This window comes from Dietzia sp. IBK-p2-15D (genome assembly GCF_057773105.1).
On record NZ_JBYMTK010000004.1, the window covers coordinates 48631 to 74415 of the forward strand.

The 25785-nt window shown below is 71.1% G+C and carries 25 protein-coding genes; 15 read left to right on the forward strand and 10 right to left on the reverse strand.

Features of this window, described 5'->3' with window-relative positions; translation table 11 throughout:
* Positions 1–86: 86 nt before the first annotated feature.
* The 4 genes from AC3DEV_RS07605 to AC3DEV_RS07620 form a co-directional block, all read right to left on the reverse strand.
* Entirely contained in the window at positions 87–1931 is a 1845-nt protein-coding gene (locus AC3DEV_RS07605) for an ABC transporter ATP-binding protein (RefSeq protein ID WP_488371725.1), read from the reverse strand.
* A complete protein-coding gene (locus AC3DEV_RS07610) occupies positions 1928–3520 on the reverse strand; it encodes an ABC transporter transmembrane domain-containing protein (protein ID WP_488371726.1) in 1593 nt (530 codons plus the stop codon). The genes AC3DEV_RS07605 and AC3DEV_RS07610 overlap by 4 nt, the downstream gene beginning before the upstream one ends.
* Positions 3521–3618: 98 nt before the next feature.
* The gene (locus AC3DEV_RS07615; protein WP_488371727.1) at positions 3619–4059 is read right to left on the reverse strand and encodes a hypothetical protein; all 441 of its coding nucleotides are present in this window, start codon (positions 4057–4059) and stop codon (positions 3619–3621) included.
* A gap of 121 nt (positions 4060–4180) precedes the next feature.
* Positions 4181–4387, reverse strand: coding sequence for a dodecin (locus tag AC3DEV_RS07620; RefSeq protein WP_131885533.1), 207 nt, complete (start codon positions 4385–4387; stop codon positions 4181–4183).
* Positions 4388–4505: 118 nt separating this feature from the next.
* Between AC3DEV_RS07620 and AC3DEV_RS07625 the strand changes: the two genes are divergently transcribed.
* The 5 genes from AC3DEV_RS07625 to AC3DEV_RS07645 all read left to right on the forward strand — a co-directional run bounded on the left by AC3DEV_RS07625 (position 4506) and on the right by AC3DEV_RS07645 (position 8981).
* Positions 4506–5270, forward strand: coding sequence for an isocitrate lyase/PEP mutase family protein (locus tag AC3DEV_RS07625; protein WP_488371729.1), 765 nt, complete (start codon positions 4506–4508; stop codon positions 5268–5270).
* 131 nt (positions 5271–5401) lie between these two features.
* The gene (locus AC3DEV_RS07630; protein WP_488371730.1) at positions 5402–6490 is read left to right on the forward strand and encodes a hypothetical protein; all 1089 of its coding nucleotides are present in this window, start codon (positions 5402–5404) and stop codon (positions 6488–6490) included.
* 76 nt (positions 6491–6566) lie between these two features.
* Complete coding sequence (locus tag AC3DEV_RS07635; RefSeq protein ID WP_488371731.1) at positions 6567–7094, forward strand: DinB family protein; 528 nt, start codon at positions 6567–6569, stop codon at positions 7092–7094.
* Positions 7095–7223: 129 nt separating this feature from the next.
* A complete protein-coding gene (locus AC3DEV_RS07640; protein WP_488371732.1) occupies positions 7224–8315 on the forward strand; it encodes an HdeD family acid-resistance protein in 1092 nt (363 codons plus the stop codon).
* 18 nt (positions 8316–8333) lie between these two features.
* Positions 8334–8981 (forward strand): lipase family protein, encoded by a 648-nt coding sequence (locus tag AC3DEV_RS07645; protein WP_488371805.1) that lies wholly within the window; start codon positions 8334–8336, stop codon positions 8979–8981.
* A gap of 15 nt (positions 8982–8996) precedes the next feature.
* Here AC3DEV_RS07645 and AC3DEV_RS07650 read toward each other — a convergent pair whose 3' ends face one another.
* A complete protein-coding gene (locus tag AC3DEV_RS07650) occupies positions 8997–9980 on the reverse strand; it encodes a pseudouridine synthase (protein ID WP_488371733.1) in 984 nt (327 codons plus the stop codon).
* A gap of 166 nt (positions 9981–10146) precedes the next feature.
* Between AC3DEV_RS07650 and AC3DEV_RS07655 the strand changes: the two genes are divergently transcribed.
* Together AC3DEV_RS07655 and AC3DEV_RS07660 are read left to right on the forward strand one after the other, a co-directional pair.
* The gene (locus AC3DEV_RS07655; RefSeq protein WP_488371734.1) at positions 10147–11103 is read left to right on the forward strand and encodes an endonuclease/exonuclease/phosphatase family protein; all 957 of its coding nucleotides are present in this window, start codon (positions 10147–10149) and stop codon (positions 11101–11103) included.
* On the forward strand, positions 11100–11720 hold the full coding sequence (locus AC3DEV_RS07660; RefSeq protein WP_488371735.1) for a DUF2238 domain-containing protein: 621 nt from the start codon (positions 11100–11102) through the stop codon (positions 11718–11720). Before AC3DEV_RS07655 ends, AC3DEV_RS07660 begins: the two co-directional genes overlap by 4 nt.
* 27 nt (positions 11721–11747) lie before the next feature.
* On the opposite strand, the gene AC3DEV_RS07665 is transcribed toward AC3DEV_RS07660, so the two are convergent.
* Positions 11748–13016, reverse strand: a complete 1269-nt coding sequence (locus tag AC3DEV_RS07665) for a cation:proton antiporter (protein ID WP_488371736.1) — start codon at positions 13014–13016, stop codon at positions 11748–11750.
* Positions 13017–13083: 67 nt separating this feature from the next.
* On the opposite strand from AC3DEV_RS07665, the gene AC3DEV_RS07670 reads away from it, so the two are divergent.
* Together AC3DEV_RS07670 and AC3DEV_RS07675 are read left to right on the forward strand one after the other, a co-directional pair.
* Positions 13084–14103 (forward strand): TIGR03571 family LLM class oxidoreductase, encoded by a 1020-nt coding sequence (locus AC3DEV_RS07670; RefSeq protein ID WP_488371737.1) that lies wholly within the window; start codon positions 13084–13086, stop codon positions 14101–14103.
* Between the two features lie 106 nt (positions 14104–14209).
* Positions 14210–15598 (forward strand): cryptochrome/photolyase family protein, encoded by a 1389-nt coding sequence (locus AC3DEV_RS07675; RefSeq protein WP_488369097.1) that lies wholly within the window; start codon positions 14210–14212, stop codon positions 15596–15598.
* A 12-nt stretch (positions 15599–15610) separates the two neighbouring features.
* Here the strand turns inward: AC3DEV_RS07675 and AC3DEV_RS07680 are convergent, their stop codons facing one another.
* Both AC3DEV_RS07680 and AC3DEV_RS07685 read right to left on the reverse strand, forming a co-directional pair.
* The gene (locus AC3DEV_RS07680) at positions 15611–17260 is read right to left on the reverse strand and encodes an arylsulfatase (protein ID WP_488371738.1); all 1650 of its coding nucleotides are present in this window, start codon (positions 17258–17260) and stop codon (positions 15611–15613) included.
* A 17-nt stretch (positions 17261–17277) separates the two neighbouring features.
* On the reverse strand, positions 17278–18168 hold the full coding sequence (locus AC3DEV_RS07685; protein ID WP_488371739.1) for a bile acid:sodium symporter family protein: 891 nt from the start codon (positions 18166–18168) through the stop codon (positions 17278–17280).
* A gap of 151 nt (positions 18169–18319) precedes the next feature.
* Here AC3DEV_RS07685 and ilvD point away from each other — a divergent pair, with 151 nt between their 5' ends.
* The gene (gene ilvD / locus AC3DEV_RS07690; RefSeq protein WP_488371740.1) at positions 18320–20059 is read left to right on the forward strand and encodes a dihydroxy-acid dehydratase; all 1740 of its coding nucleotides are present in this window, start codon (positions 18320–18322) and stop codon (positions 20057–20059) included.
* 49 nt (positions 20060–20108) lie between these two features.
* Here the strand turns inward: ilvD and AC3DEV_RS07695 are convergent, their stop codons facing one another.
* Both AC3DEV_RS07695 and AC3DEV_RS07700 read right to left on the reverse strand, forming a co-directional pair.
* The gene (locus AC3DEV_RS07695) at positions 20109–20333 is read right to left on the reverse strand and encodes a VOC family protein (RefSeq protein ID WP_488371741.1); all 225 of its coding nucleotides are present in this window, start codon (positions 20331–20333) and stop codon (positions 20109–20111) included.
* Positions 20334–20395: 62 nt separating this feature from the next.
* Entirely contained in the window at positions 20396–21082 is a 687-nt protein-coding gene (locus AC3DEV_RS07700) for a phosphate signaling complex PhoU family protein (protein ID WP_396467016.1), read from the reverse strand.
* A 161-nt stretch (positions 21083–21243) separates the two neighbouring features.
* Between AC3DEV_RS07700 and AC3DEV_RS07705 the strand changes: the two genes are divergently transcribed.
* From AC3DEV_RS07705 to AC3DEV_RS07725, 5 genes are read left to right on the forward strand one after another with little or no spacing between them, the layout of a single operon-like run.
* Complete coding sequence (locus AC3DEV_RS07705; RefSeq protein ID WP_488371742.1) at positions 21244–21786, forward strand: DUF4242 domain-containing protein; 543 nt, start codon at positions 21244–21246, stop codon at positions 21784–21786.
* Positions 21783–22895 (forward strand): acyl-CoA dehydrogenase family protein, encoded by a 1113-nt coding sequence (locus tag AC3DEV_RS07710; RefSeq protein ID WP_488371743.1) that lies wholly within the window; start codon positions 21783–21785, stop codon positions 22893–22895. Before AC3DEV_RS07705 ends, AC3DEV_RS07710 begins: the two co-directional genes overlap by 4 nt.
* Positions 22896–22939: 44 nt before the next feature.
* Positions 22940–23641 carry an ABC transporter ATP-binding protein gene (locus tag AC3DEV_RS07715; RefSeq protein ID WP_325768021.1) on the forward strand — a complete coding sequence of 234 codons (702 nt, stop codon included), beginning with the start codon at positions 22940–22942 and terminating at the stop codon, positions 23639–23641.
* A gap of 7 nt (positions 23642–23648) precedes the next feature.
* Positions 23649–24836, forward strand: a complete 1188-nt coding sequence (locus tag AC3DEV_RS07720; RefSeq protein WP_488371744.1) for an ABC transporter substrate-binding protein — start codon at positions 23649–23651, stop codon at positions 24834–24836.
* The gene (locus AC3DEV_RS07725) at positions 24837–25709 is read left to right on the forward strand and encodes an ABC transporter permease (RefSeq protein ID WP_488371745.1); all 873 of its coding nucleotides are present in this window, start codon (positions 24837–24839) and stop codon (positions 25707–25709) included.
* Positions 25710–25785 lie beyond the last annotated feature (76 nt).

A 25785-nucleotide genomic window follows, 5' to 3' on the forward strand; every position in this document is an offset into this window, starting at 1 on the left:
CTGAGCGTGTTCTTGTGGAACGGGGTCAATTCGCCGACTCCATCATCACCCGAGTCGGGCACCTGTGCGCCGTTTCCCGGAGTCATCTACCCCGGTTGGGCGGACCCGGGGCCGGCCTGGGATGTCGCCGACGCCCGAGAGGCCTGCCGGCCGGCGGACCATGCCGACCACTGACGGGCGTAGATCCCGTCCCTCTCGATCAGCGCGGCATGCGAGCCGCGTTCGACGATCGCGCCCCCGTCCATCACGAGGATCGTGTCGGCGCGTGATGCCTGATCGAGGCGATGGGCGATGACCAGGGCCGAACGATCACGGGTGACCTCGTCAGCGGCGAGTTCGAGTGCCCCGGCACCCGCGGACCCGGCTTCCGCGGTGGCCTCGTCCATGACGATGACGGCCGGGTCGAGCAGCAGCACCCGGGCCAGCGCGAGCTGCTGGGCGGCGACGGGGTCGAGTTGGATGCCGCGTGCCCCGACAACGGTGTCGAGCCCGTCCGGCAGTCGGCGGAACCATGCGGTGGTGTGGACGCGTTCGAGGACGAGTCGCAGTTCCTCGTCGGTGGCGGCGGGTTTGGCCAGCGTCAGGTCCTGACGCAGTGTGCCCGAGAAGACGTGGACCTCCTGGCTGACCGTGGCCAGGCGGGCGATGCGCTCGGAGTCGGACAGCGACGAGACCGGATGGCCGTCGACCAGGACCTCGCCGGCGTCGGGGACGAGCAGGCCGGCCACGAGCGCGGCGACGGTGGTCTTCCCCGCCCCGGACGCGCCGACGACCGCGACCGTCTCACCGGGCGAGATGGCGAAGTCGATGTCGCGCACGGCCCAGGACCCGCCGTAACTGAAGCCGACGCCGCGGAGTTCGACGCGACCCTGCGGCGCGTCCACTCCGCTGTCGGGCACGGACACGGGCGGGTCCACGACGACGCCCACGATGCGGGCGAGCGAGGCGTATCCCGACTGCACGACGTCCAGGATGCGCATGAAGGTGTTCAGCGGTCCCCGCAGTCGGATGATCATGAGGACCGCGCCCGTCACCGCGCCGACCGTCAGGGCGTCTGTGGCGACGAGGTGGTACCCGACCGCCAGCGCTATCGCCAGCATGAGGAACTCGCCGATGAGCATCCACACGTTCAGCACGAGCATCGTGGTCCGGGCCCGGATCCCCTTACGGACCACGTCCCAGGACGCGTTCCCGATCAGGGTGTGCATCCGGTCCTCGAGGGAGAACGCGCGCACCGTCGCGCGACCGCGGATGGCCTCGAGCACGCGCCGGGCCCGCTCGGCCATCGCGGCCCGCTCCGCGGCGTAGCGCTGCGGGGCCTTGGCCAGGTAGCGGCGTGCGGCGACGCAGTACAGAGGCGCGACGACGAGCGGGATGACGACGAACTGCCAGTCCAGTGCGAACAGGGCGATCACCGTGGCCACGACCGTCAGAACGGACGTGGACAGCGTCGGGACGGTCTCGGTGACCGCGGAGGACAGTTCGGCCACGTCATCGGTGGACCGGCTGACGAGGTCACCGGAGCCCGCGTCCTCCACCCGGTGGGTGGGCAGTCCGAGCGCGGTGCCGACCATGTCCTGCCGCAGGTTGGCGATCACCCGCTCGGACAACCTGGCCACCAGGTAGAAGCCGGAGGCGCTGAGCGCCGCGCCGCCGACGGCCGCGGCCAACAGCAATCCGCCGATCTGCCACAGCGACCCCGCGCGCTCACCGGAGACCAGGTCCACGATCCGGCCCATCAGCTGGGGGATGAGCACGCCCGCGGTCGCCCCGAGGCTCAGCAGGATCAACGCCACCACCAGCCACCGCCCGGCATGGCGGACCCGGGAGAGCTGCCGGGCCACCTCGCGACGGACCTGGCCCGCCGAGGCGACCGGGAACCGGAGGGCGGTGTCGGTCTTCACGGGTGGAGTCGAACTCGTCGTCGTCATCCCTCGGCCCCCACGAGCAGCCCCTCGGCGGTCTCGCGCAGCTGCCGCGCGCTCAGCCGCGCGTCCGCCACGGCGTTCCACGCCGGCGCCTGGCTGACGACGATCGTGGTCTTCCCGGCCCGCTCCCGGGCGAAGTTGTCCGCGAGGTTCTGCTCGGTCACCGAGTCCACCGCGGTGGTGGGGTCCTGCAACACGAGCACCTCCGGGTCGAACGCGACGGCGCGGGCGAGGGCGACGCGCTGCCGCTGACCGCCCGAGAGCATCCGCCCGCTCTCACCGACCCGCTTGTCGGGGCCGTCGGGGATGTCGTCGCAGCAGGCGACCCGCAGGGCGTGTTCGGCCACCGCGCGATCGGGGTGGACGTTGTCCGCCACGCTGCCGTCGAACAGGTCGGCGGCGTGGGGCACGACCGCCACCCGCGTGCGGGGCAGCGACTCGAGGATATGGATCAGCTCGGGATCGGAGCCGTCGACGACCGTCAGGCCCGCCGGCAGGGCTCGGATGAACCGCTCCGTGGCGGCGGCGTCCGCCTCCGAGATGCGCTCGAAGTCCGCGCCGAGCACCTCGCGGATCCGTCGGCCGGACGCCTCCGCCGAGGCCCAGCGCGAGGCGATGTTGCGGCCGAACATGGTCATCGGGACGACGAGGAACTGGGTGAGGCCGACCACCGTGATCAGCTCACCGATCGTCACCTGGCCGGCGAGCGCCAACGCTCCCGCCGCCAGGCCGAGCGTCGACACGAAGACGGCGCCCGTCGCCTCGGTCGCGCCGTTGAGACGCGCCTCGGCCGCATCGGCGTGGACGGTCTTGCGATAGGCGTCGTCCGAAACCTCGTCGTAGTGCTTCCGGACGGTGACGATCGCCCCCAGACCCTTGAGGATCCGCAACCCCTGCACCACGTCGGTCGCGGTGGCGGCCGCCTGGGCGATGGCCTGCTGGCGCGCCACCGACCGGCTCTGCAGTGGCCGCGCCACCCGGAGCGCGACGATCACCAGCACCGGTCCGCCGATCAGAGTGGCCAGGCTCAGCCACGGGTTGATCGTGAACATCATCGCCGCGCCGTACGTGATGGCGGCGGCCTCGGCGACGGGCATCACGGTCATCATGACGATGTCGCCGACGCGGGTGGTGTCCGAGGAGGCGATGGACAGCAGGCCGCCCGCGGTGCGCTCCCGGCCGGCGAACCCGCGCGGGTCCTGGATGCGGTCGGTGACCGCGGTGCGCAGGTCGTGGCTGACGAGCTGCTGACTGCGGACCAACATGAAGCGGGCGGTCCAGTTGGCGACCATCGCCACCAGGAACACGCAGGCCAGCACGCCGATCCAGAGCCAGAGCCGGTTCAGACGGCCGGTGGCGATCGCGTCGTCGACCGCGCGCCCCACGACGACAGGGGTCAGCCCGTTGCAGAGGAACCCGACGGCCATGCCGCCCGAGGCGATGAAGCTCCAGGGACGCTGGGACAGCGCCACCTTGAGAGTCCACCGCGGCGAGTCGACGGCGGGCAGCTTGGACCGGCGGCCCCCCGGCCCGGGAAGCGCCGAGTAGTCGACGATGCTGCCCGCTCCCGGGGCCTGTGAGTTGTCGGGCACGAGGGTCGATGTTACCGGCGGGACGGCCGGGCCCTCTCATCCGCGAGCGGGGGTCAGCGGCGGCTCACCCGGCCGCGCGACCGCGGTCCGGCCACGGCTCAGCCGGCCGCGCGGCCGCGGCTGCCGTTGCGCGAGGCGCGGCCGCCCACGATCTCCACGGTGTCCACGTCCGCCACCCCGAGCGCCAGCAGCGCCTGCCCCGAGGCGTCGAGCTCGTCCTCGATCGACCGCAGCCATCCCCGCACCACCTTGTCGGGGAGCCGGCGCCTGGCGGACAGCCCCACGACGAACCCGGGCGCCGCGATCGCGGGGAGGACGGCCATCGCCTCGCGTCGCTCGTGCGACGTGCACAGCCAGTCCACGTCGCTGACGAGGATGGGGGCGGGCAGGCCCACGTCGTACTCGTCGCACGGGAGGATGAGCATGGTGTTCCGGCCGCGGTCGTGGTGACCGATGACGAGGTCGATGACGCCGGCGGCGAGCGGGGCGTCGTCGAGCGGGAGCGTGTTCCAGTTGTCGGGGAGGTCCTCGAATCTCATGCCCCGAGTCTCGGCCGGACAGAAGCCCGGCGACAGCCCCGCGACGTGCTCTGTGGAGCGGCGGGACGCCCCTGTGGACAGCGCGTTCCGGCGGAACCCGGTGACGGCCCCGGGCGTCTGGTCAGGACTCGTGCCGGAACCCCACCTTGATGGTCACCTGGTAGTGGGCGACAGTGCCGCCGTCGAGCTTGCCGCGGACGGACTGGACCTCGAACCACTCGAGATTGCGCAGCGTCTTGGACGCCTCCGCGACCGCGTTGGCGATGGCCTGGTCCGTTCCGTCCGGTGAGGAGCCGACGATCTCGGTGACGCTGTAGACGTGGTTCATGGTGACCTCCGGAGTGCGCGTGACGGCATGTGATACGGGTCACTCTACGGTGGTCCGAGGGCCGGGCCACCGGCGTAGGGTCGGGAGACGAAAGCCCGCGCTCCCGAGGAGGACCGAGATGCCCGACGTACGTGCACGAGCAACCACGCTGGCCGAGCTCCACGAATCGGGTGAGCTGGCCGTCCTGCCGACCGTGTGGGACACCTGGAGCGCCCGGGTCGCCGCCGACGCCGGCTTCCGGGGCCTGACGGTGGGCAGCCACCCCGTCGCCGACGCGATCGGCAGCGCGGACGGGGAGAAGATGGACTTCTCCGAGTACCTGCGCGTGGTCAAGCGGATCACGGACGCGGTCTCCGTCCCCGTCAGCGCGGACGTCGAGTCGGGCTACGGTCTCGACCCGGCCGAGTTGATCACCCGCCTGCTCGAGGCGGGCGCGGTCGGCGCGAACATCGAGGACGTCGTGCACCGCGAGGGTAAGCGTGTCCGCGATCGCCAGGAGCACGCCGACTACATCGCCGCCGCCCGCCGCGCGGCCGATGACGCCGGGGTCCCGTTCGTCATCAACGGACGCACCGACGCCGTCAAGCTGGGGACGGACGTCTTCTCGGACCCGCTGGCGGAGGCCGAGGCCCGCATCACGCTCATGGAGGACGCCGGAGCGCGATCGGTGTACCCGGTGGGCGTGACGACCGCCGACCAGCTGACGCGTCTCGTGCAGGCGGTGACGATCCCCGTCAACGCGACCGCCCATCCGGTGAAGGGACACGGCGCCGGCGACCTGGCGGCCCTGCGGAAGCTCGGGGTGCGCCGGGTGTCCTTCGGCCCGCTCTGGCAGATGTGGCTCTCCGAGGTCTCCGCTGACCAGTTCGACGCCTGGAGATAGGGCTTTAGAGCTACCGTCTGCGCGAAACGTGGCCGTGTGTGTCGTGGTGGCGCTCTACAGTCAGTGCAGCCGGTTCTGCGCTCCGTCGGTTCGGGCGGGCAAGTGCTGAATCAAAGAGTGGGGAGTGATCATTGAACGACGACGCCCGCGAAGTCGAGCAGCAGCCTGTTGTGGAGGCAGTAGTCGACGACGGCGAGGGGGATCTCGCCAGCGGCTCCGTCCAGGACGTTCTTGATGAGCAGGACAGCGACTTGGAGAAGTTCGCGGTCGAGTTCCTCAAGAAGATTCTCAAGCTTCGCGGAGTCCGAATCGAGCGCGACCACTTCCTCAAGGCGGAGCTGCACAGGAGGGGGTTGTCGACGGCGGAAATCGAAGGCGCGGTGGCCGCGACCCCAGTCGAAGCCGGAGTAAACCTTGTGGTTCTCGACGACATCGCTCGTTCGGCGATCGAGTTCGAAACCAGGAAGTCGTCAGCGATCTCGTTCGCCTCGGGCCTACCGGGCGGGGTGGCGATGTTCGCCACCGTTCCGGCTGATGTCACCCAGTTCTATGTCCACGCATTCCGGATCATGCAAAAGCTGGCCTTCGTCTACGGTTGGCACGACTTTCTCAAGGACGTGGACGATGTCGACGACGAAACCCTCGGCATGTTGGCAGCCTTCCTCGGGGTAATGATGGGGGTGTCCGGAGCGTCGACTTCGGTGACCAAGTTCGCGACCCAGGTCGCGGCGCCGGCCGTGCAGAAGAAGATCGCCAACACCGCACTGACAAAGACAGCCTGGTACCTGCCGATGAAACACACCCTGAAACTGGTGGGCGTTCAGGTTACGAAGCAGAGCTTCGCCAAGTCAGTCGCAAAGGTGGTCCCGGTCGTCGGAGGCGTGGTCTCCGGTGGTCTGACCTTCGTCACGCTCCGGAATCAGGCGACTCGCCTGATGGATCATCTTCGTGAGATTCCCCCTCCGAACGTGAATGCCGCGCAGTACAGAATCCTGGTTGACATGGCTGAGGGCAAGAGCGATGAGGGGGCAAATCGGTTCGGCTCTGCGGTCGGCGGGGTCATAGCGGGAGCGGCAGCGCGACTGCGTTCTGGAAGCCGAGATGCTGGCCCTGATGCGGCGGACGTGGTCTCGTCCGAATGGTTCGAGAACGAGTCGGAGCAGGAGGAAGATGGTCCCTCGCAGCCTCGCTCGACACGGCTCCGCCGTTCTAGGTCCTGAGGCGCGCACGATAGGAAGATCCAGCAACCGTCTCGATCCGGCCGCGGGCCCACCGGGACGGTGAAACGGTGGAGGTATGGACACGCCCCCCGAACCCTCGCTTCCGGACACCAGGGACTGGACGACCGTGCTCGAGGCGGGCTGCGAGGAATGTGGCTACCGGCCTCATGACCCGGCCGCCACGAGCGACCGCTTGGCCTCCGCCCGCGACCGATGGCTCGTGGTCCTGCGTCGCCCCGGGGTCGAGCACCGGCCGTCTCCCCGGGTGTGGTCGCCGCTGGAGTACGCGGGCCACTGCCGCGACCTCATCGAGGTCCTGGGGGACCGAATAGCGGCGATGCTCGACCGCTCCGAACCGACATACGACGACTTCGACGGCGAGGCGGCGGTCGTCGAGCACGAATACTGGCGCAGCGACCCGGCGGACCTCGCCCGCCGACTCGACGCCACCACGACCCGGACCCTGCAGGTTCTCGACCGCGTCGGCCCCGCGGACAGGGACAGGACCGGTCGACGCGGCGACGGCTATGTGTTCACCATCGCCTCCCTGTGCCAGTACATCGTGCACGACGTCGAGCACCACCTGGGTGACGTCAACGGGTGAGACCGCGCGAGGTCGACGGGTGGGAACGCGCAGTTCCCGCCTGACGCGCTCCGGCGGCGGGATAACTTCTCTCTGGGGCCGTATACGCCAGTAGAGGTCGGCCCGAGAGATCACCCGAGGAGACGGACCTTGCACGACACGGCCGATCAGCACACAGACCGCGGTCGGCGGGTCGTCGCCGCCCTGCTGGCCCTCGCGTCGATCGCCCTGGGCGTGGTGCTGATCCTCGTCCATCTCGGTAAGCCGGTGATGGTCACGCTGGCGGGGGCGGGGCTCGTCGTCGTCGGACTCGCCACGGTCACCGGCGTCGACGGCGCCGGCCACTCGAGGCGGTGGGCGCGTATCCCGGTCGGGCTCGCCGCGGTCGCTGCCGGCATCGTCGTGCTGGCGTGGCGCACGGCGAGCCTGCGCACGCTGCTGTGGGTGATGGTCGCCGCGCTGGTCGCCCACGGGGTCCACACCGTGGTCGCCGCCTGGCGCAGTGGTACCGACCGGAGAGTGGCGGGCCTGTTCAGCGGCGCGGCGGCCGTCCTGCTGGGCCTGCTCTGCCTGGTCTGGCCCGTGCTGGCGGTCGAACTGATTCGGTACGCGGTGGGCGCGTGGCTGGTGTTCGTGGGGCTGCGCGCGCTGGTCGACCTCGTCATGGAGCGTCCCCGCGCAGCCGTCCGCGCGGGACGCGACCGCGTCCGCCGATGGGTGAGAACAGCCGCGGCGGTCGGCGTGTTCCTGCTGGTGCTCGCGCTGGCCATCGGAAGCGCGGTGCTGCTCCGCGGCGACGACCGGCCCGAGCCCGACGACTTCTACACGGCGGTGGAGCCGCTGCCGGACGAGCCCGGCGTGCTCCTGCGCGCCGAGCTCCTCACCACGGGCGTCCCGGCCGGCGCCGACGCCTGGCGGATCCTCTACACGACCACGCGGCCCGACGACACGGTGACCGTGGCCAGCGGCGTGGCGATCGCGCCGACAGGGCGGGGCGGTGACGAGTTGCCGTTGCTGAGCATCGCCCACGGGACGACGGGCATCGTGCCCTGGTGTGCGCCGTCCCTGAGCGCCACCCCGTTCGCCGACGGCGCGGCCGCCGCCCTCGAACAGATGGTCACCGAGCACGGGTGGGCCGGCGTCATCTCCGACTACGTGGGCCTGGGCACGGCCGGCATGCACCCGTACCTGGTGGGGCAGGCCGAGGCGCGCAACGTCCTCGACGCCTCCCGTGCCGCGTAGCAGCTCGACGGGCTGGCCCTGAGCACCGACACCGTGGTGTGGGGCCATTCGCAGGGCGGCCACGGCGCGTTGTGGACCGGGCAGATCGCCGGGGACTACGCGCCGGAGTTGACGCTGCGCGGGATCGCCGGCATGGCGCCGGCCAGCGACCTGTACCGCCTGGCCGACGAGGACAAAGACAGCGTCGGCGGCAAGACCGTCTCGGCCTACATCGCCACGTCGTGGAACGAGATCTACCCCGACCTGGACCTGTCCGGCCACCTCAACCCGGGCACCGTGCACGGGGTCGAGAAGATCTCCGACCTGTGCTTCAACGAGAAGGACGTCATCGCCGCGCTCCTGCGCGGGACCCAGATCCCCGAGCAGGTCTTCCCGGACTCCGTCCTCGACGGCGGGCTCGGCGACCGCCTGCGGGAGAACTCGCCGACCGGTCCGTGGCCGGCGCCCGTCCTCGTCGCGCAGGGCCTGGCCGATCCGCTCGTGACGCCGACGATGCAGGAGAGCTGGGTCGCCGGTCGGTGCGCCGCGGGCAGCCCGATCGACTTCCGCACCTACCCGGGGCTCGACCACATGGGTCTGGTCGCCGCCGACTCGCCGCTCACGCCCCAGTTGGTGCAGTGGACCCTCGACCGTTGGGCCGGTGCGGCGCCCACCCCGACCTGCTGACCGCCCGCTGCGGCGTCACTCGCCCGGGTGTCCAGCGGCGCCGCTGACGGGGGCGTGGGCGAGGGTCCGGCGGGTCACGAACCGTCGGGGCTCGCCGGTGACGGGGTCGGTGAACTCGAGTTCGCGGGCGAGGAGCTGTAGCGGGAGGTCCGGGTCGTCGGGGGACTCGGGCAGCAGGTCGGGGTAGCGCCGGTCGCCGAGGATGCCGATCCCCAGCGCGGCGAGGTGCACGCGCAGTTGGTGCAGTCGCCCCGTGCGGGGCCTGAGGAGCGTGTGGACGACGGGCAACCCGGAGGCGCTGTGTCCGGTCCGGAGCACGTCGACGAGGGTCTCGGAGTTGGGCGGTAGCTCGGGGTGGAGGGTGACGCGCAGCTCGCCGCGCCGCGACCGGATGTGCTCGCGGTGGGTCACGGGCGCCGGGCGGCCGCCGAGGGTCGGCGCGGCCGGGTCCCATCCGGGCGGGCGCGCGGAGACGGCCTCGTAGACCTTGGTGACCTCTCGCCGCTCGAACATGGACTGGCAGGCGCCGCGGGTGTCGGCGCGGGCGGAGAACATGACCACCCCGGCGGTCTCGCGGTCGAGGCGGTGGATGGGCGTGATGTCGTCGTTGCCCAGGCGGGTGCGTAGCCGGACGAGTGCGGTCTCGCGAAGGAAGTGGCCTGAGGGGGTGGTGGGGAGGAAGTGCGGTGTGTCGACGACGACGAGGTGGTCGTCCCGGTACAGGATCTCCTCCCGGTAGGGCAGGACGGGCTCGTCGGGCAGGTCGCGGTGGTACCAGACGAACTCGTGCGTGCCCAGCGGGGTGTCGTGGTCGATCGCCCGGCCGTCGGCGCCGACGATCTCGCCGGCGGAGATCCGGCGCCGCAGTTCGTCCGGGTCGAGGTGGTCGAACCTCGCCTCGATGAAGTCGGCGATGCCCGCCCACGGACCGTCGGCGGGGACTCGCAGGCGGGTGGGGCTCACGCCGTCGCGGACCGGCAGGGGCGGGGTCGTGGACACGGGCACTATTCTCCGGTTCCTGGGCCGGGTGGGCGACCGGGCGCTGCCGTCGCGCCACGGGAGCATCGTGTGGAGGCTCAGACCGGTCCGGTGCGACCCGCGCGCCGAATAGTGTGGGGGCCGCGCCGGAGAGGGCGAGGCGGCGGCGAGAAGCGGAGGAGGTCCGATGGCACAGCGCGACACCGCACCCGACTCCGCCACCGACCCGTCGGCGGGAAGTCCGCCGCTCATCGGCCCCGTGCCCGCGCCGGGCCTACACATCATGACGTGGAACATCCGGCGGCCGGTGCCCGCCCCGCTGACCCGGCCGGCGGACCGGTGGCGTCACCGGGCCCCGCGCGTGCGGGCCCTGCTCGCCGCTGAACGGCCGACCGTACTCTGCGCGCAGGAGGTGGTCGCCGAGCAGATCCCCGTCGTGCTCGACGGACTCGGACCGGACCACGCCCACGTCGGCCGGGGCCGGTCGGCGGGCGGCGGGGGAGAGGCGTGCCCGGTCTTCTACGACACCGCCCGCCTGGAGTTGCTGGACTGGGAGCAGTCCGCCCTGTCGGACACGCCGCGCCGTGCCGGGTCGGTGTCCTGGGGCAACCTGTTCCCGCGCGTGATGGTCGAGGCGCACCTCCGCGACCGGCACACCGGACACGACCTGCTCGTGCTCAACACGCACCTCGACCCGCTCTCGGCCCGGTCCCGTCTGCGCTCCGCCCGGGCCGTGCTGGACGCGGTCGTCGCCCGGGGCCTGCCGGCCGTCGTGACGGGGGACCTCAACGCGGGCCCGCAGAGCGCGGCGGTGCGCGAACTGCTCTCGGACGGGACACTGGTGGACAGCTGGCAGGTCGCCAGGACCCGGCGCAGCGAGCAGTGGGGGACCTACGCCGACTACCGGCGGCCGCGGCGGGACGGCACCCGGATCGACTGGATCCTCACCACGCCCGGCCTCACCGTCACCGACGCCGCGATCAATCCGCTCCGCCACGAGGGCGGGTGGCCGTCGGATCATCTGCCGGTGCACGCCGTGGTGGCGCGTCCGGGCGCCCCCGCCGCCCCCGCCGCCCCGGGCGGTGAGGCGCACAATGGAGTGCGAGGCGACGCGCGAGACGAGGAAGGGGCCCGGCGGACGTGATCGACAACTTCCTGCGACCCGCCGGGAGCGGGGCACAGAAGGTGGCGGACGCCCTTCGCGTGCTGGGTGTCCTCAGCGTGGTGCTCGCACTGCTCCTCCACGGACTCACCGACGCGGCCATCGTCGCGTTCGCCCTACCCGGTCTCATGCTGCCCCGCTTCCTCGGGATGCGCGCGGGGGCGGACACTGCAGTGTCGGTCACCCTGCTCGTGGCGGCGTGGAGCAACGTCGTCGACCTCTACCGCACCATCTGGTGGTGGGACATCCCGATCCACTTCCTGCTGGCCGGCGCCCTGGCGGTGGTGGCCTACCTGTTCTGCGCCCACCGCGGGATCGTGCGAGCACCCGGCACCCGCGGGTTCACCGTCACCGGCGCGGTCGTGCTCACCACGGCGTTCGGGCTCGCACTGGGCGCGCTGTGGGAGATGGTCGAGTGGTTCGGATACGCCTACCTCACCGACGACATCTACGTGACCTACGAGGACACCGTCGGCGACCTGGCGGCAGGCGGACTCGGCGCCCTGCTCGCGGGCGTCCTCATGGCCCGTGGCCCCGGGCTGCTGCTCCGCGCGGCCACGGCGTCCGCCCGGTCCTCGCAGGCCTCCCAGCACCGGTAGACCCCGTCCCGTCCGCCTCCGGCGCGATCAGCCCCGGGGCGGGAGAAGGGCCACCTCGTCGTCGTTCCCGGCGCGCACCACCTCGGCGAGGATCGGGAAGGCCAGCACCGTGACCGCGCCGGCCGCCACGAGGACCGACGCGATCTGGGCGGTCATGAGGTCGTTGTCCACGGCGACCTGCGTGACCGCCACGATGATCGGCAGGCCCGTCGCCGCGTACAACCCCACCCGTGCGCGGTCGCGCGGCGACGCGAGGTCGGGATGCGCGTGCAGCACGGTCTCGCCCAGCCACACCCCGCCGCCGCGCAGGACCAGCATGCTCGCCACAGCGGACAGCAACAGCCACGGCGCGGCGGCCACCGCACCCACACTGATCGCCATGCCCGACACCACGAAGAACACGGGGATGAACACCGAATACCCCACGGTCTCGAGCTGGGACAACAGGACGTCGGAGAGCTCGCGGCGTCCGCCGTCGGCGGTGCGCGGCAGGCGCACGTCGACCCCGGCGACCAGGCGTCGCAGGATCATCCCCGCGGCGAAAGCACCCAGGACAACGTCGAGTCCGAACACGATGGCCACGACCATCATCGACGCCAGCAGGAGGATGACCGTCCGCATCGCCAGCTGACTCGTCGACGTGGTGCCGCGGACCATCGCGCGCCCCAGGGCCGGGATGTGGAGCAGCCGGGCCGGCACGGCCAGGATCACCAGCGCCGCCACCACGAACAGGCCCACGGCCACGGCCGAGGACACGATGTCGCGCGTCCCCAGCAGCAACGCCATGACCAGGACCGGACCCAGCTCACCGACCGCGCCGTGCGTGAGTACCGCCCGCCCGACCGGGGTGGTGTCGTGGCCGGCACCCTTGAGGATCGGCAGCAGCGTCCCGATCGCCGTGGAGGTGAGCAGCAGACCGATCGCCACCGCGGTCTCCCATCGGCCCGAGACCAACCACCCGACCCCGGTCGCCAGGACCACGCCGACCAGCCAGCTGAGCAACGCACGGCGGCCCGGGCGGCCGGTCAGCGACGACACCTCCAGCTCGTACCCCGCCAGCAGGAACAACAGCCCCAGGCCGATCTCGGCGACCAACGCCACGCCGCCGGACTCCACCGCCAGGCCCAGCCCGTCGGGTCCGATGAGCATCCCGCCGACGAGCAGCAGCACCACTCCGGGCACCACCGACCGCGTGAGGCCGGACAGCAGGGGCGCGGCCCACACCACCAACACGATCCAGAACAGGGAGACCAGTTCGGTCGAGGAGGGCTCCGAGGCCAGGAGGGTGATGGTCACGGACCGCCCTTTCCGCGTCGACAGATGAGAGGGAGCTTAGTCCAGCGTCCGTGCCAGGGTGGAGGCCATGACCACATCGCCGTGCACCCGCTCCGACGGTGACCCCCGCGACCTCCCGGGGCTCCGCCGCACCTACGCGCCCGGTCGTCTCACGCTGGGCCTGGGTTTCCCGCTACGGACGCGAGCCGACCGCGACGACGTCCACGACCCCGCGACCCAGGCACGGCTCGCACAGGACGCCGAGGCCGGCGGGTTCGCGGCCCTCTACGTCCGGGACATCCCGCTGCGGGTGCCGTCCTTCGGCGACGTCGGTCAGGTCTACGACCCGTGGGTCTACCTCACACACATCGCCGCACACACCTCGCGGATCGCGCTGGGCACCGCCGGGATCGTCCTTCCGGTGCGTCACCCGCTGCACGTCGCCAAGTCCGCGGCCAGCGTCGACCGGCTCTCGGGTGGCCGGCTCCTGCTGGGGTTGGCGTCGGGGGACCGGCCCGAGGAGTTCCGCGCGTTCGGTCTCGAGCAGGGCCAGCGCGGCGAACGGTTCCGCGAGAACCTGCGCGTGATGACCCACGCGCTGACCACCGAGATGCGCGGAATCCGGTGGTCCGGCGGGTGGATGCACAGCGCGGACGTGGTGCCCAAACCCACCGCCGCGTCGGTTCCGCTGATCATGATCGGGTCGTGCCAGCAGAGCGTGGCCTATCTCGCCGCGCACGGCGAGGGGTGGATGACCTACCCGCGCGACTTCGACGCCCAGCGGCGCACCGTCATGCAGTGGAGGGACGCGGTGGCCGCCGCGGCGGCCGACCGGGGTGAGGGTGTCGGTGACGACGGCGAGGTGTTCAAACCCTTCGCGCAGTCGCTGCAGATCGACCTGGCGGAGGACCCCGGCGAGACCGCCTCCCCGATCAGTTTCGGGTTCCGGGTCGGCCGGCGGGGTCTGGTCGACCACCTCGAGGACCTGCGGGGGATCGGGGTCAACCACGTGCAGCTGGGTCTGGGGGCCTCCCGTCGCCCGGTGGGCGAGGTGATCGCCGAGCTGGCCGAGCACGTCGTGCCGCTCTTCCCGGCCCTCGCGCACTAGCGTCGCGGCCGACCGGCGAGGGGCCGGACGTCTGCCATACTCGGGGGTCACGGTGGCGGATCCCGGTCGATCCGCCGCGAGCGCCGACGAGGGAGGGCCCGTGGGCATCTCGATCCTCTGGTTCCGCCGCGACCTGCGACTGTCGGATCACCCGGCGCTGCTCGCGGCGGTCGAGTCGGGGGACGAGGTGCTACCCGTCTTCGTGCGCGATCCCGCGCTGCTGGCCAGGGCCGGCGCGCGGGCCGACCGCCTGACGGCCTCGCTCGCGGCGCTGTCGGCGGACACCGCCGGAGCGCTGATCGTGCGCACCGGCGATCCCGCCCGCGTGATCCCCGGGTTCGCCGCCCTCACCGGCGCCCGTGAGGTGCACATCAGCCGCGAGTCCACGCCCTACGGCCGGCGCCGCGACGAGCGCGTGCGGACCGCGCTCGAGGCCGACGGCCGCCGGCTGGTCGAGACGGGGTCGCCGTACGCCGTCGGGCCCGGCCGGGTCCTCAACGGCAGCGGTCGTCCGTATCAGGTGTTCACCCCGTTCTCCCGCTCGTGGCACGACCACGGGTGGCCCGAACCCGGACACCGGCCCCGGGACATCCCGTGGGCGGACGCCCCGGCCGGGGAGCTCCCCGGCGCCGGCGGCGCGAACAGTGACGCGACCGATGACGCGGGCCGCGACACGACCCGCGACGCGGGGGAGTCCGCGGCCCTCGCCCGATGGCGGTCCTTCCTCGAGGACGACCTCGAGCACTACGGACAACAGCGCGACCGACCCGACCTCGACACCACGAGCCGCCTGTCCGCGCCGCTGAAGTACGGGGAGATACACCCGCGCACGATCCTGGCCGACCTCGGGGCGCACCCCGCCGCCGACGGGGAAGGGGCCCGTCGCTTCGTCACCGAGCTCGCGTGGCGGGAGTTCTACGCCGACGTCCTGTGGCACCACCCTCGGTCCGCCTGGCGGGATCTGCGCGACACCCTCGCGGGGATCCCCTACGACCGCGGCCCCGAGGTAGACGACCTCGTCGAGGCCTGGCGACAGGGCCGCACGGGCTACCCGCTCGTCGACGCGGGCATGCGTCAGCTCCTCGCCCAGGGGTGGATGCACAACCGTGTCCGGATGGTCACCGCGAGCTTCCTGGTCAAGGACCTCCACGTGTGGTGGCCGGTCGGCGCGCGTCACTTCCTCGACCACCTGCTCGACGGCGACCTCGCCTCCAACAACCACGGATGGCAGTGGGTGGCCGGCACCGGGACCGACGCCTCGCCGTTCTTCCGCGTCTTCAACCCGGTCACCCAGGGACAGCGCTTCGACCCCGAAGGGGAGTACGTCCGCCGGTGGGTCCCCGAACTGCGGCACCTACCCGGCGCGGCCGCGCACGAGCCCTGGCGGTGGCCGGACGGGCATGACCACGGGTACCCCGAGAGGATCGTGGATCACGCCGAGGAGCGGCTCGAGGCGCTGCGTCGGTACGACCTCGTCCGGGACCGCTCTCGCTGAGGGACGGCGGGGTCAGTCGTCCGCGAGACGGAACTCGTAGAACCGGTCGATACCCAACTCGGCCGCGGCGGAGGTGCCGTCCGACTCGATATAGCCGACGTACTCGGCGTAGGCCCGCCACTGAGCCTCCAGCTGAGCCACCTTCCCCGGGTACCGGTCGGCCAGGTCGACCAGTTCGCGGGGATCCTCCGCGAGGTTGAACAACCGCCAGCTGTCGCCCTCGCCGTACGGGGGAGCCATCCACAGCAGCTTCCAGTCCCCGCACAGGACCGACCGGCACTCGAGCATCTCGAAGCACAGTGCGTCCAGCCCGCCGCGGACCGGTTGGAGGGTGTGCCCGGTGAGCATCGGCGCGAGACTCCGTCCGTACAGCGGTGGCACCGGCCTGCCGTCGACCTCGGTGGGTCTACGGACTCCGGCAAGGTCGAGCATGGTCGGCAGGATGTCGGCGACGTGAAGCAGTTCGTCGGTCACCACGCCCTCCCGGGTCACCGGGCCGCCCGCCACGATGAGCGGGGTCTGGGTGCCGCCCTCGTAGGTAGTGGTCTTGAAATAGGACAGCGGGGTGTCCGCGACTTCCGCCCACGCCCCGCCGATCGAGACGAACGAGCCGATCCGGCCCGTGTTGGCCAGGCTGTTGTCGAACTCGGCCTCGATCGTCTCGACGGTGTTGGGCTGGTAGAACTCGGGCTGCTTGGGGTTGGCGCCGTTGTCCGAGAGGAAGAACACGACGGTGTCCTCGCGCTTGCCGAGCCTGTCCAGTTCGTCGAGGAGACGCCCGAGCTCGTGGTCCATCCGCTCGATCATCGCGGCGTAGACCTCCATCTTCCGGGCTTCGCGGCGCCGGTCGTCATCCGACAGCTCATCCCAGGCGGGGAACAGGCCGCTACCCGGGTTGACCTCGAGATCGGACGCGATCAGGCCGATCTCCTTCATCCGCTCCATCCGCTCCCGCTTGATCGCCCCGTAGCCGGCGTCATAGCGACCGGCGTACCGGTCGAGATCGGAATCGGGGGCCTGGAGTGGGTCGTGCGGGGCGGTGAAGGCGAGGTATCCCAGGAACGGACGGTCGTCCTCCTGCTCGCGCAGGAATCCGATCATCCGGTCCACGAACGCGGTTGAGGTGTAGAAGTCCTCGGGGAGTTCGTCGGTGCAGAAACGGTCGTCGTCGGCGTACAGCGTCTGCTTGCCCTCGAACACGCTTAACGGTCGCGCGTCGTGGAAGTGGCTGGCCCCGCCGCCGAGGAAGGCGAAGCTGCGTTCGAAGCCACGAGCCGCCGGGCGGGTCTCCTCGGTGATCCCGACGTGCCACTTGCCGGCCAGGTAGGTGTGGTAGCCCGCGTCACGCAGCAGCTCCGCCATCGTCGGCACCGAGTGGTTGAGGTATCCCTCGTATCCGGGCTGCATGTACTGGTTCTTCGCGTGTAGCGGCTGCATCACACCGAGGCCCGCCTGATGGTTGTCGCAGCCGGAGAGCAGCATCGATCGTGTGGGCGCGCAGAGCGAGCTGGTGTGGAAGCCCCGGAACCGGGCGCCGGACTCGGCGAGCTCCTGGAGGTGGGGCGTGGCGATCTCACCACCGAACGGCTGACAGTCGGAATACCCCATGTCGTCCACCACGACGACGAGGAAATTGGGCCTGGAATCGGTGCCGGTGGTCATGCGACCATCCTCTCCGGTCAGCTGCCGTCACGCTCCGGAATGTCGGCCCCTATCGGCGTGAGCAGGAACTCGGCGTCGCGGCTCATCGCCCGCGCGGCGCCCAGCAGCACCACCAGGCCCAGCGTGTTGACGAGTGTGACGACGACGATCGGCGCGGGATCGGAGAAGTTCGAACTGGCCACGATCATGGCAGCGGCCGTGTTGCGTTGGGCGGTGGCCAGGCCGCCCACCTTCTTCAGATTGTTGTGTCCGTCGCCCATCATGTAGCCGATGAACAGCGAGATGCCGATGACGACGAGCCCCGTGAGGATCGCCCGCCACAGCTCCGGGTCGCCCATCTCCGGCAGATAGCCGATGATCACGCTGGCCAGCAGCCCGTAGAGCGTGATCGAGGAGAGCCGGGCCGCCCACGGTTGGATCACAGCGGCAAGCGGGACGAGGTACTCACGAACCGCCATCCCCACCGCCATGGGTACGACCATCTGGCCCAGCAGTGCGAGGATGATCGACCAGGCATCGACGGTGACGTCGTCGATCACCGTGGGAAGCAGGATCGGCATGAGCACGACGGTGCCCACGATGAGTACCGTCATCACGGTCGCGGCCAGGGAGATGTCCTGTCGCGACTCGCGCGTCAGCGCGATGAGGAACGGGGCGCCGGCGGACAGGCCGAAGACCATCAGACCGGCCTCGTACATGGGCTCGAGATCGGCGACCGTCACCGCCAACGTCATCACCGCCGGGACGAGGACGAGGTTGGCCAGCACCATCCGCACCAGAAAGTGCCAATTCCGCAGGTGCGCCAGGAAATTGGACGGCTTCTGGGTCAGGCCCACGTTGAGCAGACTGGATACCACGAAGACGACGACCAGGACGGCCGAGATCTGCCGGAACAGCTCGAAGACCACCGATTACGCTCCTCGTCTCGACGCTCACGTCGCCACCGACGCTACCCAGCTCGCCCCGGGACTTCCGGTTGATGCGCGGGATCCGTGGCCGGTCGGGTCGCGGCGGTGGGTCCGACCGCGCAGCGCGGCGGCCAATGCCTAGGCTGAGTCCATGAGCTCCGGAAGCGATACGCCCCACCACCAGAACGCCGCTGCCGACAGCGGCCCCGACATCAAGCCCCGCAGCCGCGACGTGACCGACGGGTTGGAGAAGACCGCCGCGCGCGGCATGCTCCGCGCGGTGGGCATGGGCGACGACGACTGGGTCAAGCCGCAGATCGGCGTGGCCTCGTCCTGGAACGAGATCACCCCGTGCAACCTCTCGCTCGACCGGCTGGCCAAAGCCGTCAAGGAGGGCACCCACGCCGGGGGCGGCTACCCGCTGGAGTTCGGCACCATCTCGGTGTCCGACGGCATCTCGATGGGACACGAGGGGATGCACTTCTCGCTGGTCTCGCGTGAGGTGATCGCCGACAGCGTCGAGACCGTCATGAGCGCAGAGCGGCTCGACGGCTCCGTGTTGCTCGCCGGCTGCGACAAGTCGCTGCCCGGCATGCTCATGGCCGCCGCGCGCCTGGATCTGGCGAGCGTCTTCCTCTATGCCGGCTCCACACTGCCCGGCTTCGCCACGCTCTCCGACGGCACGGAGAAGCAGGTCACCATCATCGACGCCTTCGAAGCCGTCGGAGCCTGCTCGCGCGGCCTCATGAGCCGCGAGGACGTCGACACCATCGAGCGGGCCATCTGCCCGGGCGAGGGCGCCTGCGGCGGCATGTACACGGCCAACACCATGGCGAGCGCGGCTGAGGCGCTGGGCATGTCCCTGCCCGGCAGCGCGTCGCCGCCGGCCCCGGATCGTCGACGTGACGACTACGCCAAGGCGAGCGGTGAGGCCGTGGTGGAGCTGCTGCGCAAGGGCATCACCGCCCGCGACATCATGACCAAGGAGGCGTTCGAGAACGCGATCGCGGTGGTCATGGCCTTCGGCGGATCCACCAACGCGGTGCTGCACCTGCTCGCGATCGCCAGCGAGGCCGAGGTCGAGCTCACCCTCGACGACTTCGCCCGCATCGGCGCCAAGGTTCCGCACCTGGCGGACGTCAAGCCGTTCGGCGCCCACGTGATGACCGACGTGGACAAGATCGGCGGCGTTCCCGTGGTCATGCGGGCTCTGCTCGACGCCGGTCTGCTCCACGGGGACTGCCTCACCGTCACCGGCCGCACCGTCGCCGAGAACCTCGCCGACATCGCGCCGCCGGACCCGGACGGCAAGGTGCTGCGCGCCATGGGGGAGCCCATCCATCCGACCGGCGGCATCACCATTCTCCACGGATCGCTCGCACCGGAGGGAGCCGTGGTCAAGTCCGCCGGCTTCGACTCCGACGTCTTCGAGGGCACCGCCCGGGTCTTCGAGCGGGAGCGCGCCGCGATGGACGCACTCGAGGACGGGACCATCACCGCGGGCGACGTGGTGGTGATCCGGTACGAGGGTCCCAAGGGTGGCCCCGGCATGCGCGAGATGCTCGCCATCACCGGCGCGATCAAGGGCGCGGGTCTGGGCAAGGACGTGCTGCTGATGACCGACGGCCGGTTCTCCGGCGGGACCACAGGGTTGTGCGTGGGCCACGTCGCCCCGGAGGCCGTGGATGGTGGCCCGATCGCGTTCGTCCGCGACGGCGACCGGATCCGACTCGACGTCTCGCAGGGCACCCTGGAACTGCTCGTGAACGAGCCGGAGCTGCACGCCAGGCGCGAGGGCTGGGAGCCGCTCCCGCCGCGCTACACCCGCGGTGTCCTGGCCAAGTACTCCAAGTTGGTGCAGTCGGCGTCCACCGGGGCGATCTGCCGCTGACCCCGGATGGCACGACGACACCCGGCCGCGGTTCTCCCGCGACCGGGTGTCAACCGGCCTCCGGGTCAGGCTGGTGTAGCCCGAACACGTTGCCCTCGGTGTCGAGGAAGTAGCCCTGCCAGGCCATTCCCGGGAGCGCGAGCTTGTCCAGCGCCACGGTGCCCCCGGCCGACAGGATCATCCGGGCGGTGGCATCGACGTCCTCGCACCCCACGGTGAGCACGGCGCCCCGGACCGGCGCCCCGGGCGCGGGCAGATCGCCGGTCCGCTGCATGACGGTCTCCTCAACGACGCGGTGGGCTCACCTTATCCCTCACCGAGACCACCTGCCTGCCCTCAGTCCAGGACGGTGCCGTCGTCGAGGTGGGAGATCGAGCCCCCCTCGGGGCGTTCGCCCGTCGCGAGGTAGACGACGCGGTTGGCGATGCTCACCGTGTGGTCGGCGAACCGCTCGTAGTACCGCGCCAGGAGCGCGAGGTCAACGGCCGCGACGGAGCCGTGGGGCCAGTCCTCGCTCGAGATCTGCTTCATCAGGTCGGAGTGGAGACGATCGACGGCGTCGTCCTCGGCATCGAGGGTGCGGGCCTTGTCCGCATCGTGCTCGACGAGCAGCGCGGTGAGTCGGCGCGCCATCTCTCCGTCCCGCTGCGCGAGCTCGCGGAGAAGGGGAACGAGAGGCTCGGGGACCACGGATTGCGGGTGGCGCCGTCGGGCGACCCGGGCGATGTGGCCGGCCAGCGCGGCCATGCGGGTGAAGTGCTCGACGATGTAGATCCCCGAGACCACCTGACGTAAATCGCCGGCCACCGGGGACTCGAGCAGGAGGAGCTCGAACGCGTGCTGCTCACTGGCCTCACGGAGATCCTCCAGTTCCGCGGCGCCGTCGATCACCTCGATGGCGGCGAGTTCGTCGCCGTCGAGTAGTGCCGCGGTGGCGCGGTCGAGCAGGCGGATGTTGGTCTCGCAGAAGCGAACCAGCTGGTCCGAGAATTCATCGAGCTTGGAATGGAAGACAGTGCGCATGCCACGACTGTAGTGCCGGTGCGGTAACGGACGGCTTCCGTTCTCCCACTGTTCACCGCGCCGCCCTCCGGAAAGGGGGACCCAGCTCGGGAATAAATAGACAGAACGGTCTGTTTTTACTAGCGTCAAGCCATCACGAGACGTCCCGAAAGGACTTGTTCATGACCCTCTTCCTCTACGAGACCACCCCGTCACCGGAGCAGCAGGCCGATCCCTCCGGTCTCGTCGACGCCCTCGCCACCACACTCACCGCGGGCGGCGCCGAGGTCATCGAGACCCAGGTCACCAAGGGTGCCGCACGCGTCTTCACGATCGTCGAGCTCGCGGACGGCCCGAACGGTGCCTGTGACAGCGACGCCCCCGTCCTCGACGCCGGAGCGATCGGAGCCACCGAGGTGACCGCGCCCGCCCAGGTCCGCCTGGTCGGCACCGACCTCGACACCATCAAGGCCGCGCGACCCGACGCCGGCTACCTGGTCGAGTGGGACATCCCGGCGGAGATCGACATGGACACCTACCTCACGCGGAAGAAGGAGAAGTCCCCGAAGTACGCCGAGATCCCCGAGGTCTCCTTCCTGCGCACCTACGTGCGTGAGGACACGGACAAGTGCCTGTGCTTCTACAACGCTCCGGACACCGACGCCGTCGTCCGCGCGCGGGAGATCGTGTCCACCCCCATCTCTCGTCTGCACGAGCTGTCGTGAGCACCGCCGCGACGCACGCCTCCGTTCTCGGTACGCCCCGAGCCCGGCTCACTGCCGGCGCACTCGGTGACGTCGACGTGGCGGAGCTCGTCGCGGTGATCGACTCGGTCGCTGCGCGGGCCTCCGCCCTGGACCGTGACGAGGCGGACCTACGGGAGGACATCGGCGCCCTCGCCGGGCTCGGTCTCTTCGACGTCGACCGCACCCCCGTCGCCGTCGTCGCCACGATCATCGAGGCCGTGGCCACGGAGAGCCTGGCGGTTGCGTTCGCCGCATGGGCCCAGCGTATGACCGCCGCATACCTCCGGCACGCGGCGGACCGTTCCGATGCCGCGGGTAGGACCTACCGGGCCGTCGCGGACGGCAGCCGCCCCGGTGTCACGGGAATGGCCGCCGCCCAGCGGCAGGTCGTCGGACTGGGGAAGGTCCCGATCACCGCCACACCGGTGTCGGGCGGGTACAGGATCGACGGACCGATCGCGTGGGCCTCCAACGTGTATCCGGACAGCACCATCGTGCTCGCCGCCAACACCGAGGACGGGCGCAGCCTGGTCCTCACCTTCGAGGCCTCGGCGCCCGGCGTCGAGATCCGCAGCGCCCCCGACCTGCTCGCACTCAACGCGACGGCCTCCACCATGATCGGCCTCGACGGCGTGGTGGTCCCGGATGACCAGGTGCTGGGGGAGGACCTCGCGGACTTCCTGTCCGGCGTGCGTCCCCAGTTCCTCGTCCTGCAGGCGGCGTTCTGCTCGGGCGTCGCCGCGCGGTCCCTGACCGAGGCAGAGGGCAGGCTCGAGGGCCTCGGCGCCTTCTACTCCGACGAGCACGGCGAGCTGGCGGCACGGCACGAGCACATGCACGCCGAGCTGCACCGCCTGGGGGCGACGCCGACCGAGGCCACGCTGGGCGATCTGCTCCTGCTGCGCCTCGACGGCGCGGAGATCGCGCCGGCCGCGACCCGGCTCGAGGCCGTCCTCTGCGGCGGCATGGGCTACGCCCAGGCTGCGCCGGCCAATCGCCGCATGCGGGAGGCTGCTTTCCTCCCGGTGCAATCACCTTCGCAGTCGCAGCTGCGGTGGGAGCTCGACCGACTCGGGGTGCCCGCGTGACAGCCGGCGTCCTGGCCAGGCCCGTCGCGGTGAGCGTGTCGGGCCTGCAGCACCGGCTGCCCGGCGGGAGGGTGCTGTTCGACGACCTCGAGCTCCGGGTCCGAGCCGGTGAGTCACTGGTCCTCCTGGGGCCGTCCGGGGTCGGCAAGTCCACGCTGCTGAGGCTGCTCGCGGGCCTCGAGGAGCCCGCCGCGGGCGAACTGCGGGTGGGCTCGACGGACACCGGGGACGACCGGGCGCACTCGTACGCGGTCGTCTTCCAGAAGCCGCTGTTGTATCCGTGGCTGTCGGTCCGCGAGAACGTGGCGCTGGGTGGGCGGTTCCGGGCCCTGCGCGGCCGTGTCGACCGCGCCCACGTCGACGGTCTGCTCGAGCACTTCGGGATCGCCGAGTTGGCCGACTCCCGTCCGGACCAGATCTCGGGCGGCCAGGCGCAGCGCGTGGCCGTCGTCCGCGCCGCGGCCACCCGTCCGGAGATCCTGCTGCTCGACGAGCCGTTCAGTGCGCTCGACCCCGTCACGCGGGCGGACTCGCAACGCTGGCTGGTCGGGGTGACGGCCGAGCTCGGGGTCACCACGGTCATGGTGACGCACGACGTGGACGAGGCGCTCGTCGTCGGCTCCCGAATCGCGTTGTTGGGATCGTCGGGCCGCGTCCAACAGGAGTGGACGAACCCGTCCCATGGTTCCACGGAGTCCGATCCGGCCCTTCGCGACAGCATCCTCGCCGCGTACCGGACGGCCTGATCGGACGATGACGAACGGACCCGGGGCCCGCGGCCCCCTCCTCGACCGGCGCGCGCTGCTCAGGGCTGGGGGCGCCCTCGCCGTGGGCGCAGGTGCGGTCGGAGGCGCCGCGGCCCTCGGCAACCTGGTCACGACGGCCACCGCCCCGAGGGGTGTGGCCACCGATGATCTCCGCATCGGCTACCTCCCCATCACCGATGCGGCCCCGTTGCTGGTGGCCCACGGAGACGGCTACTTCGAGCAGCAGAGACTCACTGTCGGGCGGCCGGTGCTCTTCCGCTCCTGGTCTTCGCTCATGGAGGCGTTCCTCACCCGGCAGGTGGACCTCATCCACCTGCTCATGCCGTCCGCGATCCAACTCCGGTATGTCGTCGGAGCCGACGTCAGAGTGGTGGGTTGGAACCACACGGGTGGAGGCGCCATCACGGTGGCGCCGCACGTGACGGATGTCGCCCAGCTCGCGGGCACGCAGGTGGCGATCCCGGGATGGTGGTCGATCCACAACATCCTGCTCCAGCGGGTACTGCGCGCGAACGGCCTCACCCCGGTGGCGCGTCGCGCCGCGAGCCGATCCGAGGGGACCGTCGAACTCGTGGTGATGGGGCCCTCGGACATGATCCCCGCCCTGGCCGCCGGGTCGATCTCCGCGTTCACGGTCGCGGACCCGTTCAACGCCGGCGCGGTCGCCCAGGGTGTGGGTTCCCTGCACATGCTCCTCGACCAGGTGTGGCGGGACCACGCGTGCTGCGTCACCGTCGTCCACCGGGACCTGATCGACACCCGCCCCGACACCGTGCAGGCGCTGGTCGACGCCGCCGTCGCCGCGCAGCTCGGCATCCGGGCGGACCGCACCGAGGCGGCGGCGATCCTGTCCGGGAAGGGATACCTCCCGCAGCCGCCGAAGGCGGTCGAGGTCGCCATGGCCGGGACCGTGCCGGACCCCGACGGCGGCCCCAGGCGTCACCGGATCGACTTCCACCCGTACCCGTTCCCGAGCTTCACCTCCGAACTCGTCCGCCAGATGCGGACGACGGTCGTCGACGGGGAGACCCGTTTCCTCGACGGTCTCGACCCCTCGGGGGTCCACGACGAACTCGTCGACGACCGGTTCGTCCGCGCCGCGATCGCCCGCCACGGCGGCCCCGCGGCCCTCGGTCTGCCCGCCTCCCTGACCCGACACGAACGGCTGATCTAGATGACGCGTACCGACTCGACTCCGGACCCGGCCACCGACCCCGTGTCAGCGGACGCGGTGGTCGCCGACCCGTCCGCGCCCGGCTCCCGCCGGGGCCGCGGGGCCACCGGGGCCGGGCCGTCGGGTCTGCTCACACGCTGGGCCGCGGGTCTGCTGGGGTTGCTCATCGGCCTGGGCGTGTGGGCCCTGCTCACGTCCGGGCTCGTCACCGACGACCCGGTGATCGGCGGGATGTCGCCCGTCGAGACGTGGTCGGGCTTCGGCGACTTGCTCGACAGGGGAGTGCTGCTCTCCGACGCGGCGGTCAGTCTGTACCGGCTCGTCGCGGGCCTCGCGGTCGCCGCGTTCCTCGGGGTGCCACTGGGGCTCTGGCTGGGGCTGCGCCGGACCGCGGAGGCGGTCGCGGGACCGCTCGTGCAGTTCCTGCGGATGATCTCGCCGTTGTCCTGGGCTCCTGTGGCCATCGCGGTGTTCGGGATCGGCAACGAGCCCGTGATCTTCCTCGTCGCCGCCGCGGCGGTGTGGCCGATCATGCTCTCGACCTCGGCAGGCGTCAACGCGATGGATCCCGGGTACCTCGACGTGGCCCGGACCATGGGCGCCAGCGGCTGGGAGCGCCTGACCCGGGTCGTCATCCCCGCGGTCCGGCCGGCGATCCTGGGCGGCATCCGCCTCGCGCTCGGGACGGCCTGGATCGTGTTGGTGCCCGCGGAGATGCTCGGCGTGCGGTCCGGCCTGGGTTATCAGATCCTCAACGCCCGCGACCAGTTGGCCTACGACCAGGTCATGGCGGTGATCCTCGTGATCGGCCTCCTCGGATTCGCACTGGATGGGCTGTCACGGCTGGTTCTGCGCGACCGCGCCGCGCGCTGACGCTCGCGGGGGGCCCCGGCGGTCGGGGATCGCTCAGCGCCCGGATCAGATCGTCCTTCCTCGTGTCCGACAGGCC